The organism is Streptomyces sp. NPDC088147, assembly GCF_044741565.1.
In the GTDB taxonomy this organism is placed as follows: domain Bacteria; phylum Actinomycetota; class Actinomycetes; order Streptomycetales; family Streptomycetaceae; genus Streptomyces.
In genome coordinates this window covers 679,071-695,225 of record NZ_JBIUSY010000004.1, presented here as the reverse complement: position 1 = coordinate 695,225, position 16,155 = coordinate 679,071, and the positions used below count along the sequence as shown (strand labels likewise).

Genomic DNA, 16,155 nt, shown 5'->3' with positions numbered 1-16,155 from the left:
CCCGGAAGCTAAGCCTCACAGCGCCGATGGTACTGCAGGGGGGACCCTGTGGGAGAGTAGGACGCCGCCGAACAATTTTTGATGGGAATGCCCCGTGCCTTTTGGTGCGGGGCATTTCTGCGTTCTCCTTCTGTGCCCCCTTCGTTCATCTCGGGGCGTCTCGGGATGGTGCTGTGCGCCCTCGATCATCGTGTATGCTTTATCTCGTTGCTGCGCCCCAATAGCTCAGTCGGTAGAGCGTCTCCATGGTAAGGAGAAGGTCTACGGTTCGATTCCGTATTGGGGCTCAAGTAAAAGAAAGGCCCCCGCCACTGGCGGGGGCCTTTCGCGTTGTGTCAGCCGGTGCCGGTGTGGGGCTCCGGGACGCGCATCGCGAGGATGGCCATGTCGTCGGAGGCGGGCTCGGCGGCGAAGCGCTCCACCGCGCGCAGGACACGGGAGGCGACCGCGCCGGCCGTCAGGCCCGTACAGGTCGTCAGTACGTCCGCCAGGCCGTCGTCGCCCAGCATGCGCGTGCCTTCCCTGCGCTCCGTGACGCCGTCGGTGACGCACAGGAGGACGTCCCCGGGGTCCAGGGTGACCACCTGCTCGTACAGCTCCAGGTCCTCCATGACGCCCAGCAGCGGCTGCGGTTCCGCGGCCGGCTCGACCGTGCCGTCCTGGCGCAGGCGCAAGGGGAGCGGATGGCCGGCGCACACCACCTTGAGGACGGCGCTCCCGTCCTCCTGGGGCCACAACTCGCCGTACAGCAGCGTGAGGAAGCGGCTGCGGGCTCCCTCGTCGAGGATCGCCGCGTTCAGCCGCTCAAGGACCGCGGGCCCGCCGAAGCCCTCGCGGGCGAGCAGACGCAGGGCGTGCCGGGCCAGGCCGGTGACGGCCGCGGCCTCCGGGCCCGTACCGCAGACGTCCCCGATGGCGAAGCCATAGGCACCGTCCCGGATCGGGAACAGGTCGTAGAAGTCACCGCCCACCTCGTTGCCTTCGCCCGCCGCCCGGTAGATGACCTCCACCTCGACCCCGGGGACCTGAGGCAGCCCCGGCGGCAGCAGGCTGCGCTGAAGGGCCTGGCTGATGGCCGTACGCTCCGAGTAGAGCCGGGCGTTGTCGAGGGCGAGCGCCGCTCGGCGTGAGAGGTCTTCGGCGAGCTCCAGGATCTCCTGGCGGAAGTGGTCGTCCGAAGGCTTGCCGAGGGTCAGCATGCCGATGACGCGGTTACGGGCGACCAGCGGCAGCACGACGGTCTCGCCGCCGACCGCCGCCGCTGTCGCCAGAGTCGTGCCGATGCCGGAGGAAACCGGGCTCGAACTCCGTCCCAACTCCCGCATGGACGTGCGCAGGGCGGCCTGATGGGCCGCGTCCGCCGGGGCGGTCCAGATACGGGCGCCCGGCGCGGGCACCGGATCCGGTGGATCGATCTTGGAGAGCAGGGCCTTGAGCCCGTCGATGCGGTCCTCGTCCTCGTGCAGCACATAGGAGAGGTACGGGTCCGACGACTGGTCGGCGATCGTGTAGACGGCGCACCAGGTGGCCAGGGTGGGGACGGTCATCTGCGCCATCAGGGCCAGCGTCTGATCCCGGTCCAGGGTGCCCGCGAGTAGGTCGGAGGCCTCGACGAGGAAGGAGAGGGAACCTCGGCGCAGACGTTCGAGTTCGCCGAGACGAGCCGATTCGACGGCCAGGGCGATACGGTCCGCGGCGAACTGGAGGCGCAGCGCCTCCTCGTTGGAGTAGCGGGCGGCTCCTTCTGCGGCGACGCCCAGGGAGCCGGTGAGTCTGCCCTCGACCTTGAGCGGGACGGTCACGACGGAGCGCATGCCGGTGTCGTTGAGCAGCGGGACGGCCCCGGGGACCGCCGTGAGGTCGTCGTGGACGGCGGGCATGCGTGCGGAGCTGTAGCGGCCGGTACCGGCCTCCACGGGGACGCGGGCGAAGCGCTGGCGGGCGGACGGGAGGCCGGTGGAGGCCCGTACCTCCAACTCCGTCTCGTCGTCCGTGGCGAGGAGGAGGAACGCCGAGTCGCCGTCGAGCATGTCGCGGGCGCGTTCCACCGTGCGCTGGAGGAGCCCGTCCAGATCGTCGGGGGCGGGGGAGCCGATGAAGACCTCGAACGGGTCCGCGCTCCGGCTCTCGGCGCTCGTGTCGGTCACGGGGGCGCGCAACGGGGTCTGGATGACGGCGCGTTCGTCGTCGCGTACGAGCAGACAGACCGTGGACGGCTCGCCGTGGGTGTCGCGCACCCGCAGGTGGGAGGCGTACACGGGGATGACCCGGCCGTCGGCGCCGCGGATGCCGTAACTGCCCTCCCAGCGGGAGAGTTGGAGCGCCTCGACGATGCCCGTGCCGATACCGGGGGTGTGCGGCCAGGCGGCGATGTCGGTCAGGGGCTTGCCCATGACCTGTTCGGCCGCGTACCCGAACAGGTGCTCCGCGTCCACGTTCCAGTTGACGATCGTGCCGGTGCGGTCGATCTGGACGACGGCCACCCGTACGCGTTCGTCGGCGACGGGGAGCAGGCTCGTGGGCAGGACGGGGCCGGCCGAGCGGGTGCCCACCTGGCGCTGTGGCAGGTCGAGCTGGAACCAGACCTGCTTGTACGTCGGGGTGTACTCGACGCCCCAGCGCGAGGCGAGGGCGGCGCAGAGCAGCAGGCCCCGGCCGTTCTCCCGGTCCGGGCTGCCGAACGACTGGCCGGTGCCCTGGATGGGGACCTCGCGCTCGGGGTAGCGGTCGGCCACTTCGACGCGGACGCCGTCCTCCGTACGGAGGCAGAGCACATCGGCGGAGGTGCCGGCGTGGATCACCGCGTTGGTGACGAGTTCACTGGTGAGGACGACGGCGTCATCGACGACATCGGAGTACCCCCACCCCTGGAGCGTGTCACGGACAAAGGCGCGGGCAGTCGCGACGGACCGCCCGACAGGGTCGAAGCTGGCAGCCGCCCGCGCGGTGATCACAGAACTCCTTGTACGCGTTTCGACGCCCGGCTCCGCCATGATCGGCCCCGCCCCTCCACATGCCCGGTGGTAGTACCTTCGCCACACCGCCCCCGCCGGGCGGACCGGGACGGTTGGACAGCCGGATGCCAGGTTACTTACCTTCGCTGTCCGAGCGGATGCCGGTCGCCGCTGTTTCCACCCTGCGGGGGCGGGGACGCTATGCGAAGCTGCCGAACTGTTATGGCCTGGTTCGGCCATGGTGAAACACTGGGCAGGCTTTCGGAGACAGCTCGGGCAGTACGGTCAACCCCTGCGGGAGGGACACGGTGGAGTCTGGCACGGCGGCGCGTGGCAATGGCACGCGCGCGAAAGGCGGACGGTCCCGAAGCAACGGGACCATCGAGGTGGACGCGGCGGAGCTGAACAGACTGCTGACGGCCTTGGTGGCGATGCGGGACGGCAACTTCCGTAAGCGCCTGACCGTCTCCGGCGACGATGTGATGGCGGAGATCGCCGCCGTCTTCAACGAGGTCGCCGACCGTAATCTTCACCTCACGGGCGAGCTGGCCCGGGTACGGCGCATGGTCGGGCGTGAGGGAAAGCTCACGGAGCGGCTGGAGACGGGGGCCTGTGAGGGCTCCTGGGCCGCCGCGATCGACGCGTCGAACGCGCTGGTGGACGATCTGGCGCGGCCCGTCTCCGAGGTGGGCCGGGTGCTCTCCGCGGTCGCCGAGGGCGACCTGGAGCAGCGTATGGAGCTGCGCTCGCACTCCTCCTCCGACGGCGCGGAGCGGCCGTTGCGCGGTGAGTTCCTGAAGGTGGCCCGTACGGTCAACAATCTGGTCGACCAGCTGTCGGCGTTCACCGATGAGGTGACGCGGGTCGCGCTGGAGGTCGGTACCGAGGGCAAGCTCGGCGGCCAGGCCAAAGTGCGAGGTATGTCCGGGTCGTGGAAGGACCTCACGGACTCCGTCAACACGATGGCGTATCGATTGACCGCTCAGGTACGTGACATTGCTCTCGTTACGACGGCGGTCGCCAAGGGTGATCTGTCGCGCAAGGTCACGGTTCATGTGGCCGGCGAGATGCTCCAGCTGAAGAACACCGTCAACACCATGGTGGACCAGCTGTCGTCCTTCTCCTCCGAGGTCACGCGTGTGGCCAGGGAAGTGGGTACGGAGGGCGAGCTGGGCGGTCAGGCGACCGTGCCCGGGGTGGCCGGGGTGTGGAAGGACCTCACCGATTCGGTGAACACGATGGCCGGGAACCTGACCAACCAGGTGCGGGGCATCGCGGAGGTCACCACGGCCGTCGCCAACGGCGACCTGTCGCAGAAGGTCACGGTCAGCGCGCGCGGCGAGGTGGCTCAGCTCGCCGAGACGATCAACCAGATGACGGAGACGCTCCGTACCTTCGCGGACGAAGTGACCCGGGTGGCGAGCGAGGTCGGCGCGGAGGGGCTGCTCGGCGGCCAGGCGCAGGTCCCCGGCGCGGCCGGGACCTGGAAGGACCTCACGGACTCGGTCAACAGCGTCTTCCGCAATCTGACCTCGCAGGTGCGGGACATCGCGCAGGTGACGACGGCGGTCGCGAACGGCGATCTGTCGCAGAAGGTCACCGTCGATGTCGCGGGCGAGATGCTGGAGCTGAAGAACACCGTCAACACGATGGTGGGCCAGCTGAAGTCGTTCGGTTCCGAGGTGACGCGGGTCGCCCGGGAGGTCGGCGTCGAGGGCCGGCTCGGCGGCCAGGCCGAGGTGCCGGGAGCGGCCGGGACGTGGAAGGACCTCACCGATTCGGTGAACACGGCCTTCCGTAACCTGACCGGCCAGGTGCGGGACATCGCACAGGTGACCACGGCGGTCGCCAATGGCGATCTGACCCAGAAGGTCACCGTGAACGTGGCCGGCGAGATGCTGGAGCTCAAGAACACCGTCAACACGATGGTGGCGCAGCTGTCCTCGTTCGCCGACCAGGTCACGGTCATGGCGCGGGACGTGGGTACGGAGGGCCGGCTCGGCGGCCAGGCGCGGGTGGACGGCGTCAGCGGTACGTGGAAGGAACTCACCGACTCCGTCAACTTCATGGCCGGGAACCTCACCGATCAGGTACGCCAGATCGCGCAGGTGACCACGGCCGTGGCGCGCGGTGACCTGTCGCAGAAGATCGACGTGGACGCCCGGGGCGAGATCCTGGAGCTGAAGAACACGATCAACACGATGGTCGACCAGCTCTCGGCCTTCGCGGACCAGGTGACCCGGGTCGCGCGTGAGGTCGGTACGGACGGCCGGCTGGGCGGTCAGGCGCAGGTGCCGGGCGTCGCCGGTGTCTGGCGGGATCTGACCGACTCCGTGAACGGCATGGCGGGGAACCTCACGGCGCAGGTCAGGAATATCGCGGGCGTGGCGACGGCGGTGGCACGGGGCGACCTGTCGCAGAAGATCGACGTGGACGCGCGCGGCGAGATCCTGGAACTGAAGAACACCCTCAACACCATGGTGGACCAGCTGTCCAACTTCGCCGAGCAGGTCACCAGGGTGGCCCGTGAGGTGGGCACCGAGGGGATCCTCGGCGGCCAGGCCGAGGTCCAGGGCGTCTCCGGCACCTGGAAGGACCTCACCCAGTCCGTCAACTTCATGGCGAACAACCTGACTTCGCAGGTCCGCAACATCGCCGAGGTCACCACGGCGGTCGCCAAGGGCGATCTGTCGAAGAAGATCACCGTCGATGCCAGGGGCGAGATCCTCGATCTGGTCACGACCGTCAACACGATGGTCGACCAGCTGCTGAACTTCGCCGACGAGGTGACGCGTGTCGCCCGTGAGGTGGGTACGGAGGGCATCCTCGGCGGTCAGGCCAGGGTCCGGGGTGTCACCGGAATCTGGAAGGACCTCAGCGACAACGTCAACACCATGGCCAACAACCTCACCAGTCAGGTGCGCAACATCTCGCGGGTCTCCTCCGCGGTCGCCAATGGTGATCTGACGAAGAAGGTGACGGTCGAGGCGCGCGGCGAGGTCGCCGAACTCGCCGACACCGTCAACACGATGGTGACGACGTTGTCCTCGTTCGCGGACGAGGTGACGCGTGTCGCCCGCGAGGTGGGCACCGAGGGCGAACTGGGCGGGCAGGCCAGGGTTCCGGGCGTGTCCGGTACCTGGAAGGACCTCACCGAGTCCGTGAACTCGATGGCGTCCAATCTGACCGGTCAGGTGCGGCAGATCGCGACGGTCACCACCGCCATCGCCAAGGGCGATCTCACCAAGAAGATCGACATCGATGCCCGCGGTGAGATCCTGGAGCTGAAGAACACCATCAATACGATGGTCGACCAGCTCTCCTCGTTCGCCGATCAGGTGACCCGGGTGGCCCGCGAGGTGGGTACGGACGGGCAGCTGGGCGGCCAGGCCCGGGTGCGGGACGTCGACGGCACCTGGCGCGACCTCACCGAATCGGTGAACGAGATGGCCGGGAACCTGACCCGTCAGGTGCGGGCGATCGCCGCCGTGGCCACCGCGGTGACCCGCGGCGATCTCAATCTGAAGATCGACGTCGACGCGGCGGGCGAGATCCAGGTCCTCCAGGACAACATCAATACGATGATCGCCAACCTGCGGGACACCACCCTCGCCAATGAGGAACAGGACTGGCTGAAGGGCAACCTCGCCCGTATCTCCGGTCTGATGCAGGGCCGCCGCGATCTCGACGACGTGGCCTCGCTGATCATGAGCGAGCTGACGCCGGTGGTCTCGGCGCAGCACGGCGCGTTCTTCCTGGCGATGCAGACCGGCACGGTGCCGCAGGTCGGTACGGACGGCAAGGACGCCGCGTACGAGCTGTGCATGCGCGGCAGCTACGGCTACTCGGCGGGGTCGATGCCGACGTCCTTCCGGCCGGGCGAGACGCTCATCGGGACGGCCGCCGAGGAGAAGCGCACCATCCAGGTCAATGTGCCGCCGGGCTATCTGAAGATCTCGTCCGGGCTCGGGGAGGCCGCGCCCGCGCATGTGATCGTGCTGCCGGTGCTCTTCGAGGGGAAGGTCCTCGGCGTGATCGAGCTGGCGTCGTTCCAGCCGTTCACCCATATCCAGCGGGACTTCCTGAACCAGATCGCCGAGATGATCGCGACGAGCGTCAACACCATCAGCGTCAACTCCAAGACGGAGGTGCTGCTGAAGCAGTCGCAGGAGCTGACCGAGCAGCTGCGCGAGCGCTCCGCCGAGCTGGAGAACCGGCAGAAGGCACTCCAGGAGTCCAACGAGGAGCTGGAGGAGAAGGCCGAACTGCTGGCGCAGCAGAACCGCGACATCGAGGTGAAGAACACCGAGATCGAAGAGGCCAGGCAGGTGCTGGAGGAGCGGGCCGAGCAGCTCGCCGTCTCGATGCGCTACAAGTCGGAGTTCCTGGCGAACATGTCGCACGAGCTGCGTACGCCGCTCAACTCGCTGCTCATCCTCGCCAAGCTGCTCGCGGACAACGCCGAGTCGAACCTCTCGCCGAAGCAGGTGGAGTTCGCGGAGACGATCCACGGCGCGGGGTCGGATCTGCTCCAGCTGATCAACGACATCCTCGATCTGTCGAAGGTCGAGGCGGGCAAGATGGACGTCAGCCCGACCCGTATCGCGCTGGTCCAGCTCGTCGACTATGTGGAGGCGACCTTCCGGCCGCTCACGGCGGAGAAGGGGCTCGACTTCTCCGTACGGGTCTCGCCCGAGCTGCCCGCGACGCTGCACACGGACGAACAGCGGCTGCTCCAGGTGCTGCGCAATCTGCTGTCCAACGCGGTGAAGTTCACCGACAGCGGGGCGGTGGAGCTGGTGATCCGGCCGGCCGGTACGGATGTGCCCGACGCCATCAGGGAACAGCTTCTCGAAGCGGGGTCGCTGCGGGACGCGGACGGCGATCTGATCGCGTTCTCGGTCACCGACACCGGGATCGGGATCGCGGCGGGCAAGATGCGGGTCATCTTCGAGGCGTTCAAGCAGGCGGACGGTACGACCAGCCGGAAGTACGGCGGTACGGGGCTCGGGCTGTCCATCAGCCGGGAGATCGCCCGGCTGCTGGGCGGTGAGATCCACGCCGCGAGCGAGCCGGGGCGCGGCTCGACCTTCACGCTCTATCTGCCGCTCCACCCCAGCGAGCTGCCTCCGCAGGGATATCCGCAGCTGACCCCCGCGGGGATGCAGCAGCTGACCTCCGTGGGCGGCCACCCGCAGGGACGCCCGGCGGACGAGGGTGCGGCGGAGGCGCCGGGACAGGGGCAGGCGCCGCCGGCGGCGCCTGCCGCGCCCGCGGAACTGCCGGGTCCCGCCGCCCTGTTCCGGCGCCGCCGCAAGAGCGCGGGCGCCGGGGCGCAGGGCTCCCGGCCTCAGGGCTCCCGGCCCCAGGGCGGGGCTCCGGCTGTCCCGGACGGCCCGTCGGCCGGGTCGCAGGGGCTGGAGTCCTGGGGGTCGGGTGTGGCCGGCGCGGACCGTCAGGAGGCGCCGCGGGAGACTCGTACCTTCTCGTTCGACAGCGAGAAGGTACTGATCGTCGACGACGACATCCGCAATGTCTTCGCCCTGACCAGCGTGCTGGAGCAGCACGGACTGTCGGTGCTGTACGCGGAGAACGGGCGTGAGGGCATCGAAGTCCTGGAGCAGCACGACGATGTGACAGTCGTTCTGATGGACATCATGATGCCGGAGATGGACGGTTACGCGACGACGACGGCGATCCGCAGGATGCCGCAGTTCGCCGGGCTGCCGATCATCGCGCTCACCGCGAAGGCGATGAAGGGCGACCGGGAGAAGGCCATCGACTCCGGAGCGTCCGACTATGTCACCAAGCCGGTCGACCCCGATCATCTGCTGTCGGTGATGGAGCAATGGATGCGCGACAAGTGATCGGTGGGTGTACGAATCCGGGAGATGTGCTGACGGACTATGCCCGACGGCGTGTGAGGCGCTGTGTTTCGGGGAACCTTCTGGTCTCGCGCCGCGTTTCCGCTTCGAGCACAGTGACATAACGGTGACAGGGTGTGGCGACAGGCGGGGTGCGGCTACCATGACCGGCACAAGGACGGACGGCGTAAGGGAGTCGTCCCCTGGGACGGCGCCCGGTGTTTCGCCGAGCTCCGAGAGCAGGGGGCGCCCCATGCCGGGGCGAGGAGGGCGGGCGGCCATGGTGCAGAAGGCCAAGATCCTCCTGGTCGATGACCGGCCGGAGAATCTGCTGGCGCTGGAGGCAATCCTCTCCGCGCTCGATCAGACGCTGGTGCGGGCATCGTCAGGGGAGGAAGCGCTCAAAGCGCTGCTGACGGACGACTTCGCGGTCATTCTGCTGGATGTCCAGATGCCGGGGATGGACGGTTTCGAGACCGCCGCGCACATCAAGCGGCGGGAGCGCACCCGCGATATCCCGATCATCTTCCTGACAGCCATCAACCATGGCCCGCATCACACCTTCCGGGGATACGCGGCGGGTGCGGTGGACTACATCTCGAAGCCGTTCGACCCCTGGGTGCTGCGCGCCAAGGTCTCGGTCTTCGTCGAGCTGTACATGAAGAACTGCCAGCTGAAGGAGCAGGCGGAGCTGCTCAGACTCCAGCTGGCCGGAGCCGGCGAGGTCAGAGAGCCGGCCGGGCTGCTGGCCGAATTGTCCGCGCGGCTCGCGGCAGTTGAGGAGCAGGCCGAGGCGCTCTCCAAACAGCTGGACGACGATTCGGCGGACGCCTCCGCCGTCGCCACCGCCGCCCATCTGGAGCGCAAACTCACCGGTCTGCGGCGGGCGCTCGACGCGCTGGAGCCGGGGACGGGAAGCGGTTCACCGCCCCTTCCCTCGCCGAACTGACCGAGTGGCGGCGTCAGTTTCCCGTCGAGGCGCGGGCGACACGGACGGGTGAAGCGGTGGGCACACGTGTCCCCGGCCGTTCACACCGGTAACCTCACCATCATGGCCTCACGTACGTCCGGCAAGGGTTCCCAGGGCACGGCGGGCACCGCAAAGCCGCGGGCCGGCCGTACGACCGGTGCCGCGAAGGCGGCGCCCGCCAAGAAGACGGCGGCGAAGAAGTCCGCGCCCGGCAAGAAGGCACCGGTCAAGAAGGCTCCCGCGAAGAAGGCTGCCGCCAAGCCGGTACCCAAAGCCGCACCGAGCCCCACCGGCGGTGTGTACCGGCTCGTCCGCGCCGTCTGGCTCGGAGCGGCGCACGGCGTCGGCGCGATGTTCCGCGGCATAGGGCGTGGCGCGAAGGGGCTCGATCCCGCCCATCGCAAGGACGGGCTGGCCCTGTTGCTGCTCGGCCTCGCCCTCATCGTCGCGGCGGGTACCTGGTCGAATCTGCGCGGTCCCGTGGGCGACCTGGTCGAGATGCTCATCACCGGAGCCTTCGGCCGGCTCGATCTCCTGGTGCCGATACTGCTGGGCGCGATCGCCGTACGGCTGATCCTCTACCCCGAGAAGCCCGAGGCCAACGGACGGATCGTCATCGGGCTGTCGGCGCTTGTGATCGGGGTGCTCGGGCTGGTCCACATCGCCTGTGGCGCCCCGGGGCGCGGCGCGGGCACCGAAGCGATACAGGACGCCGGCGGGCTGATCGGCTGGGCCGCCTCCACACCGCTGATCTTCACCACGGGCGAGGTCCTCGCCGTACCGCTGCTTCTGCTGCTCACCCTCTTCGGTCTGCTCGTCGTCACCGCCACCCCCGTCGCCGCCATCCCGCAACGGCTGCGGCTGCTCGGCACGAAACTCGGGATCGTCCGGCCCGGCCATGAGCCGGAGCGGTTCGACGACGAGCGGTTCGACGACGACGAGCGGTACGACGACCAGTGGCGCGAGGCGCTGCCCTCCGGCGGACGCCGTCCGGCCGTGCGCCGGGGCGGGGGCCCCGCGGAGTACGACCCCGACCGGGCCGAGGTGGAGGCGCTGTCCAAGCGGCGCCGGCCGCGCAGGGCCTCCGTACAGCCGTCCATGGACCGTCCCATGGACGCCGTGGATGTGGCAGCTGCCGCCGCGGCGGCGCTGGACGGTGCCGTACTCAACGGGATGCCGCCCTCGCCGATCGTCGCGGACCTCACCCAGAGCGTGTCCGTGGACCGCGGGCGGAAGCCGGGACAGCGGCCCGGGGAGCGGCAGGACCCCCCGGAAGAGCCGATCGAGGACGTGGCCGAGCGTTCCGCACCCGTACCGACGGCGCGCGAGGCCGAGAGAGCGCCCGCGGGCACGGCCGGTGTCGCGGATCTGACCAAGCCGCCGCCCGAGCGGGACAAGCCGCTGCCGCCGCGCGCCGAACAGCTCCAGCTCCGCGGGGACATCACCTACTCGCTGCCGTCGCTCGACCTGCTGGAGCGCGGCGGGCCCGGCAAGACGCGCAGCGCCGCCAACGACGCCGTCGTCGCCTCGCTCAGCAATGTCTTCATGGAGTTCAAGGTCGACGCGGCCGTCACCGGCTTCACCCGGGGCCCGACGGTCACGCGGTACGAGGTGGAGCTGGGCCCGGCCGTGAAGGTCGAGCGGATCACCGCGCTCACCAAGAACATCGCGTACGCCGTGGCCAGCCCCGACGTACGGATCATCTCCCCGATCCCCGGCAAGTCCGCGGTCGGCATCGAGATCCCGAACACCGACCGGGAGATGGTCAACCTCGGTGACGTCCTGCGGCTCGCGGACGCCGCGGAGGACGACCATCCGATGCTGGTCGCGCTCGGCAAGGACGTCGAGGGCGGCTATGTGATGGCCAACCTCGCGAAGATGCCGCACGTACTGGTCGCGGGCGCGACCGGCTCCGGAAAGTCGTCCTGCATCAACTGTCTGATCACGTCGGTGATGGTCCGGGCGACCCCGGAGGACGTCCGGATGGTCCTCGTCGACCCCAAGCGGGTCGAGCTGACCGCGTACGAGGGCATCCCGCACCTGATCACGCCGATCATCACCAACCCCAAGCGGGCCGCCGAGGCGCTCCAGTGGGTCGTACGGGAGATGGATCTGCGCTACGACGATCTCGCGGCGTACGGCTACCGCCATATCGACGACTTCAACAAGGCCGTGCGCGACGGCAAGGTCAAGGCGCCGGAGGGCAGCGAGCGCGAGCTCTCGCCGTATCCGTACCTGCTGGTGATCGTGGACGAGCTGGCGGACCTGATGATGGTCGCGCCGCGTGACGTCGAGGACTCCATCGTCCGTATCACCCAGTTGGCCCGCGCCGCCGGAATCCATCTGGTGCTGGCCACCCAGCGTCCCTCGGTCGATGTCGTCACCGGCCTGATCAAGGCGAACGTGCCCTCGCGGCTGGCGTTCGCGACCTCCTCCCTGGCGGACAGCCGGGTCATCCTCGACCAGCCGGGCGCGGAGAAGCTGATCGGCAAGGGCGACGGCCTCTTCCTCCCGATGGGGGCGAACAAGCCGACCCGTATGCAGGGCGCCTTCGTCACCGAGGACGAGGTCGCGGCGATCGTCCAGCACTGCAAGGATCAGATGGCACCCGTCTTCCGGGATGACGTCGTGGTCGGGACGGCGAAGAAGAAAGAGATCGACGAGGACATCGGCGACGATCTCGACCTTCTCTGCCAGGCCGCCGAACTGGTGGTCTCCACACAATTCGGTTCGACCTCGATGCTCCAGCGGAAGCTGCGGGTCGGTTTCGCCAAGGCAGGCCGGCTGATGGACCTGATGGAATCGAGGAACATCGTCGGCCCCAGCGAGGGCTCCAAGGCTCGCGATGTCCTGGTCAAGGCGGACGAACTCGATGGAGTGCTCGCGGTGATCCGCGGGGAGTCTCTCTCCTAGGAGAGCGGTCTCCTTCGCGGGAGAGGGGTCTCCGTCGCAGAGAAACGGAAACCCCGAGGCATATCGAGGGCAACCGTTTCCCGTGCGCATACGTCAAGTTGGAGAGAGGAGGAGCGCCATGCTCCTCCACCACGCCGTCCGGCCATTCTGATGGCGTACAAAATGCTTCCGCCCGGTTGCCCCACCCTTTCGTACCACCCCTAGACTGAACGTCCAGCAGGTGGCTACACGCTCGAAAGGCGCCCCCGTGTCCATCGGCAAATCTCCCGACGGCAAGTCCCCAGACTCCCCAGACCCCTCGGACGGCAACGTTCCCGACGATCAAGTCGCCGACCGCGCCGAGGAAAACCTCTCCGACGGCGCCGACTCCGACGCCAACTCCCCTGCGGTGGAACGGCCTTCGATCGGCCAGGTGCTGCTGCGGGCCCGTATCGCCGCCGATCTGACGGTCGACGAGGTCAGCGGCTCCACCCGGGTGCGCATCCCCATCGTGCACGCGATCGAGGAGGACGACTTCTCGCGCTGCGGCGGCGATGTCTACGCCCGCGGGCACATCCGGATGATCGCTCGCGCGGTCGGGCTCGATCCGGCGCCGCTGATCGAGCAGTTCGACTCCGAGCACGGCGGGCGGCCGGTGCCCACGCCAGCGGCGCCGATGTTCGAGGCCGAGCGGATCCGGCCGGAGCGCCCCCGGCCCAACTGGACCGCGGCCATGGTCGCGGCGATCGTGGCCGTGGTCGGCTTCGTCGGCTTCACCGCGTTCGGCGGGGACGACGACCCCAAGACCAAGCAGGTCGCCGAGGGGACGAAGCCCGCGAAGAACGCCAAGCCGAGCCCCACGAAGTCGGCCGACCCCAAGCCCGACCCCTCCGACAGCGCCATCGCCGCGGCCCCGCTCGACAAGGTCACGGTGAAGCTGTCGGCCATAGACGACAAGAGCTGGATCTCCGCCAAATCGTCCAACGGCAAGCTGCTGTTCGACGGAACGCTGAAGAAGGGCGATTCCAAGACCTTCCAGGACGACGAGCAGATCGATCTGATCCTCGGAAACGCGGGCGCGATCGAGCTCTACGTGAACGGCAAGAAGGTCGAGGACGAGTTCGAGCCGGGCCAGGTTGAGCGACTCTCGTACACCCAGGGCGACCCCGAGGCCGGCTGAGCAACCCTGCACGGCGGGGGCGGGGCCAGGACAAAGTAGTCTTGAGCCCATGCCCGAACGCCGTACCGTCGCCCTTGTCACTCTTGGCTGCGCCCGTAACGAGGTGGACTCGGAGGAGCTCGCAGGCCGCTTGGCAGCGGATGGCTGGGAGCTCGTCGAGGACGCCTCGGGGGCGGATGTCGCCGTCGTCAACACCTGCGGATTCGTCGAAGCCGCGAAGAAGGATTCCGTCGACGCCCTGCTGGAAGCCAACGATCTCAAGGATCAGGGCAGAACCCAGGCCGTCGTCGCCGTCGGCTGCATGGCCGAGCGGTACGGGAAGGAGCTGGCGGAAGCCCTCCCCGAGGCCGACGGCGTACTCGGATTCGACGACTACGCCGATATCTCCGACCGGCTGCAGACCATCCTCAACGGCGGCATCCACGCCTCGCACACGCCCCGCGACCGGCGCAAGCTGCTGCCGCTCAGCCCCGTCGAGCGCCAGGGCGCCGAGGTGGCGCTGCCCGGCCACGCGCAGTCCCCGGCCGAGGTGGCGCCGGCCCCCGAGGACCTGCCCGAAGGGGTCGCTCCGGCCTCCGGGCCGCGCGCGCCCCTGCGACGGCGGCTCGACCGCAGCCCCGTCGCCTCCGTGAAGCTCGCCTCCGGCTGCGACCGGCGCTGCTCCTTCTGCGCCATTCCCTCGTTCCGCGGCTCCTTCATCTCCCGGCGCCCCTCCGATGTGCTGGGCGAGACGCGCTGGCTGGCCGAGCAGGGCGTCAAGGAGGTCATGCTCGTCTCCGAGAACAACACCTCGTACGGCAAGGACCTCGGTGACATCCGGCTGCTGGAGACGCTGCTGCCGGAGCTGGCGGCCGTCGACGGGATCGAACGGGTGCGGGTCAGCTACCTCCAGCCCGCCGAGATGCGGCCGGGGCTGATCGACGTCCTGACCTCGACGCCCAAGGTCGCGCCGTACTTCGATCTGTCCTTCCAGCACTCCGCGCCGGGTGTGCTGCGGGCGATGCGCCGCTTCGGGGACACCGACCGCTTCCTGGAGCTGCTGGAGACCATCCGGGGCAAGGCGCCGCAGGCCGGTGTGCGCTCCAACTTCATCGTGGGCTTCCCCGGGGAGAGCGAGGCGGACTTCGCCGAGCTGGAGCGCTTCCTGACCGGCGCGCGGCTCGACGCCATCGGCGTCTTCGGCTACTCCGACGAGGACGGCACGGAGGCCGCGACATACGCCGACAAGCTGGACGGCGACGTCATCGCGGAGCGGCTGGACCACCTCTCCCGGCTGGCCGAGGAACTGACCTCCCAGCGCGCCGAGGAGCGGCTCGGCGAGAGCCTGGAAGTGCTCGTCGAATCGATCGACCCGGAGGGCGGGGAGGCGGCGGTCGGCCGTGCGGCGCACCAGGCGCCCGAGACGGACGGCCAGGTGATCTTCACCTCCGGCGAGGGCCTGCGCCCCGGCCTTATGGTCGAGGCCAAGGTGGTCGGTACCGAGGGTGTGGATCTGGTGGCCGACTACCACGATCTTCCGGGGGACCGCTCCGGGATCCCGGGCGAGGAGGCTGCCAGATGACCGGAGTCCCGGCGTCCGCGGCGGGCGGCGGCGCGACACCGGTGTCCGGTGGCAACGGCTCGAAGCAGGTACCGGGCGGCAAGCTGGGGGCCGCCGCGGTCAATCAGGCCAGTCTGTGGAACATCGCCAACATCCTCACCATGATGCGGCTGGTGCTCGTCCCGGCCTTCGTCCTGCTGCTGTTGCAGGACGGCGGTTTCGACCCCGCCTGGCGCGCCTGGGCCTGGGCCGCCTTCGCCGTCGCCATGATCACGGATGTCTTCGACGGGCATCTGGCGCGGGCGTACAACCTGGTCACCGACTTCGGGAAGATCGCCGATCCGATAGCGGACAAGGCGATCATGGGCGCGGCGCTGATCTGTCTCTCCGCGCTCGGCGATCTGCCGTGGTGGGTGACGGGCGTCATCCTTTTCCGTGAACTGGGCATCACGCTGATGCGGTTCTGGGTGATCAGGCACGGGGTCATCCCGGCCAGCCGCGGCGGGAAGATGAAGACGCTGGCGCAGGGGGTGGCCGTCGGCATGTACGTACTCGCGCTGACCGGGCCGCTGGCCACGCTGCGGTTCTGGGTGATGGCCGTGGCCGTCGCGCTGACCGTGCTCACGGGACTGGACTACGTGCGGCAGGCGGTCGTCCTGCGGCGCCAGGGGCTCGCGGCGGAGCGCGCGGCGGCGGAGTCCGCGCGGTGAGTGCCGCGGAGGCCGCGGCGGCGGGAGCCGGGGCGGTGTCCGGTG

General features: G+C 69.1%; 7 protein-coding genes and 1 tRNA gene. 7 read left to right on the top strand and 1 reads right to left on the bottom strand.

The annotated features are described in order from the left end of the window. Positions 1-214 precede the first annotated feature (214 nt). Positions 215-287 (top strand) — tRNA-Thr (locus ACIOGX_RS18060). Positions 288-335: 48 nt separating this feature from the next. On the opposite strand, the gene ACIOGX_RS18055 is transcribed toward ACIOGX_RS18060, so the two are convergent. Continuing rightward, a complete protein-coding gene (locus tag ACIOGX_RS18055; protein WP_401914197.1) occupies positions 336-2,993 on the bottom strand; it encodes a SpoIIE family protein phosphatase in 2,658 nt (885 codons plus the stop codon). Between the two features lie 269 nt (positions 2,994-3,262). On the opposite strand from ACIOGX_RS18055, the gene ACIOGX_RS18050 reads away from it, so the two are divergent. The 6 genes from ACIOGX_RS18050 to pgsA all read left to right on the top strand — a co-directional run bounded on the left by ACIOGX_RS18050 (position 3,263) and on the right by pgsA (position 16,110). Beyond that, positions 3,263-8,821, top strand: a complete 5,559-nt coding sequence (locus tag ACIOGX_RS18050) for a HAMP domain-containing protein (protein WP_401914194.1) — start codon at positions 3,263-3,265, stop codon at positions 8,819-8,821. Between the two features lie 277 nt (positions 8,822-9,098). Further along, positions 9,099-9,767, top strand: coding sequence for a two-component system response regulator (locus ACIOGX_RS18045; RefSeq protein ID WP_030350075.1), 669 nt, complete (start codon positions 9,099-9,101; stop codon positions 9,765-9,767). A gap of 102 nt (positions 9,768-9,869) precedes the next feature. Further along, positions 9,870-12,701 carry a DNA translocase FtsK gene (locus tag ACIOGX_RS18040; RefSeq protein ID WP_401767447.1) on the top strand — a complete coding sequence of 944 codons (2,832 nt, stop codon included), beginning with the start codon at positions 9,870-9,872 and terminating at the stop codon, positions 12,699-12,701. A 388-nt stretch (positions 12,702-13,089) separates the two neighbouring features. Further along, a complete protein-coding gene (locus ACIOGX_RS18035) occupies positions 13,090-13,860 on the top strand; it encodes a RodZ domain-containing protein (RefSeq protein WP_356511988.1) in 771 nt (256 codons plus the stop codon). A 49-nt stretch (positions 13,861-13,909) separates the two neighbouring features. After that, the gene (gene rimO / locus ACIOGX_RS18030; RefSeq protein WP_356511951.1) at positions 13,910-15,421 is read left to right on the top strand and encodes a 30S ribosomal protein S12 methylthiotransferase RimO; all 1,512 of its coding nucleotides are present in this window, start codon (positions 13,910-13,912) and stop codon (positions 15,419-15,421) included. After that, complete coding sequence (gene pgsA / locus ACIOGX_RS18025) at positions 15,418-16,110, top strand: CDP-diacylglycerol--glycerol-3-phosphate 3-phosphatidyltransferase (RefSeq protein ID WP_129773661.1); 693 nt, start codon at positions 15,418-15,420, stop codon at positions 16,108-16,110. Before rimO ends, pgsA begins: the two co-directional genes overlap by 4 nt. The last annotated feature ends 45 nt before the right edge of the window (positions 16,111-16,155 follow it).

What these genes read in the sequence shown, in the direction of transcription:
- ACIOGX_RS18055 (WP_401914197.1), bottom strand. Translation starts at nt 2,993, where the DNA reads ATGGCGGAGCCGGGCGTCGAAACGCGTACAAGGAGTTCTGTGATCACC.
- ACIOGX_RS18045 (WP_030350075.1), top strand. Translation starts at nt 9,099, where the DNA reads ATGGTGCAGAAGGCCAAGATCCTCCTGGTCGATGACCGGCCGGAGAAT.
- ACIOGX_RS18040 (WP_401767447.1), top strand. Translation starts at nt 9,870, where the DNA reads ATGGCCTCACGTACGTCCGGCAAGGGTTCCCAGGGCACGGCGGGCACC.
- rimO (WP_356511951.1), top strand. Translation starts at nt 13,910, where the DNA reads ATGCCCGAACGCCGTACCGTCGCCCTTGTCACTCTTGGCTGCGCCCGT.
- pgsA (WP_129773661.1), top strand. Translation starts at nt 15,418, where the DNA reads ATGACCGGAGTCCCGGCGTCCGCGGCGGGCGGCGGCGCGACACCGGTG.